This window comes from Candidatus Paracaedibacter symbiosus, assembly GCF_000757605.1.
Classification (GTDB): domain Bacteria; phylum Pseudomonadota; class Alphaproteobacteria; order Paracaedibacterales; family Paracaedibacteraceae; genus Paracaedibacter_A; species Paracaedibacter_A symbiosus.
The window spans coordinates 11673-13002 of the sequence record NZ_JQAK01000009.1 but is presented as its reverse complement, the minus strand read 5'-3'; the positions used below and the strand labels follow the sequence as shown (position 1 = coordinate 13002).

General features: G+C 37.6%; 1 protein-coding gene. It reads right to left on the bottom strand.

Annotation, left to right across the window (positions count from 1 at the left end; genetic code table 11):
- Window positions 1–97: 97 nt before the first annotated feature.
- On the bottom strand, window positions 98–1330 hold a 1233-nt coding region (locus IG80_RS12825), incomplete at its 5' end, for a tetratricopeptide repeat protein (protein WP_032114101.1).

The following is a 1330-nucleotide window of genomic DNA, read 5'->3' as shown; positions in this document are numbered from 1 at the left end:
CAAAGCTCCCATAAAGTGGAAGTTTTTCCCATCCAAAATCACTAATTTTATGGCTTTCGGTCGTATAACTTCGTATAATGTATGCTATACGAAGTTATTACGATTCTACATGGTATCCAACTTCATAAAAGTATCCTAAAAGCAATTCATTAATGTAAGTAGTATTCTTGGTAGAAAATTTATTAAGGGGTAATTTTCGAAGTCTTGACCAGAATTTCATTATTTCTTTATCTTGGGCAGTGAATTCAGAACCAGGATAAAGATGGGGAAGTTTTACCTTTGCGGAATTACTTCCTCTGCTAGCTGCAGCTTCATAATAGTCCCTTGCCGCTTGTTGTAACTTTGGGCTGTCATAGCTTTGTTCACACAGGATGCCTAATTGAAAGAAACCATCCTTATTGCCTTGCAATGCCGCTCTTTGGCTCCAATAAAAAGCCCATTTTCTTTGCCACTCTTCCGGATGAGGCCGCCACTTAGAATTCTCCTTTTTTATCCATTCCCGATTCAAGTTTTCTAAATGAGGATGATAAATATGATTGGATACTTGAGTATGATAGTAGGTAAGTGCCCCAAAAGTTACCTCAGGAACTTCTAAATAATGTAAAAGGCCAAGGAAGGCTTGAGCTTTAGCATGCCCATAAAAAGAAGCTTCTAAAAAATGATCAAGAGCATTTTCAAAGTCAACGCCTTTTAAAGTTCTTCCTGTAAGGTCTAACATTCCCAGTCTGTGATGGGCTTTAGCATACATCCGGCGGGCAACAGTTCCTTGCCGAGTGCTTTCAAATACCCGGCACTTTCCATGCATGCTTGAAAAGCTTTCAGCCTGCTCGATTACCTTTTGATACCCATCAAGAGCGGCATCAACATTCTTCTTTATCTTTTGATCTCCTGTATCATAAAGCTTGCCCAAATGATAATGAGCTTTAAGGCTTATAATATTAAGGGAAGATTGTGCTGCTCTTTTCAACAACTCTTCCTTATTAATACGGGGTAAGAGTGTGTGCTTATAAGCAAAATAAAGCACATAAGGGTTATTTTGAGCTTCATCAATGACGTCTTTAATATCAATTGCTTTTAAGCTTGCATCTTCCATGTATCCTAATAGTTCAGAAAGGCGGCTATAATAATAGTTTAAGCGTAAAACTTGGTACTGAAGCATCAAAGATAAAAAGGCTGCTTCTTGGTGTGACTTATCAGGTTGTAAATCTGGGAGATTATTGAGAAAGCTTGGATCCTCATCTAGGCCTTCTATGATATCTGTTGGATTATTTTCTTCTAACTGGGTGTGTATAAACAATAAAGCATTATTGTAAATGATATCTTGACTAAG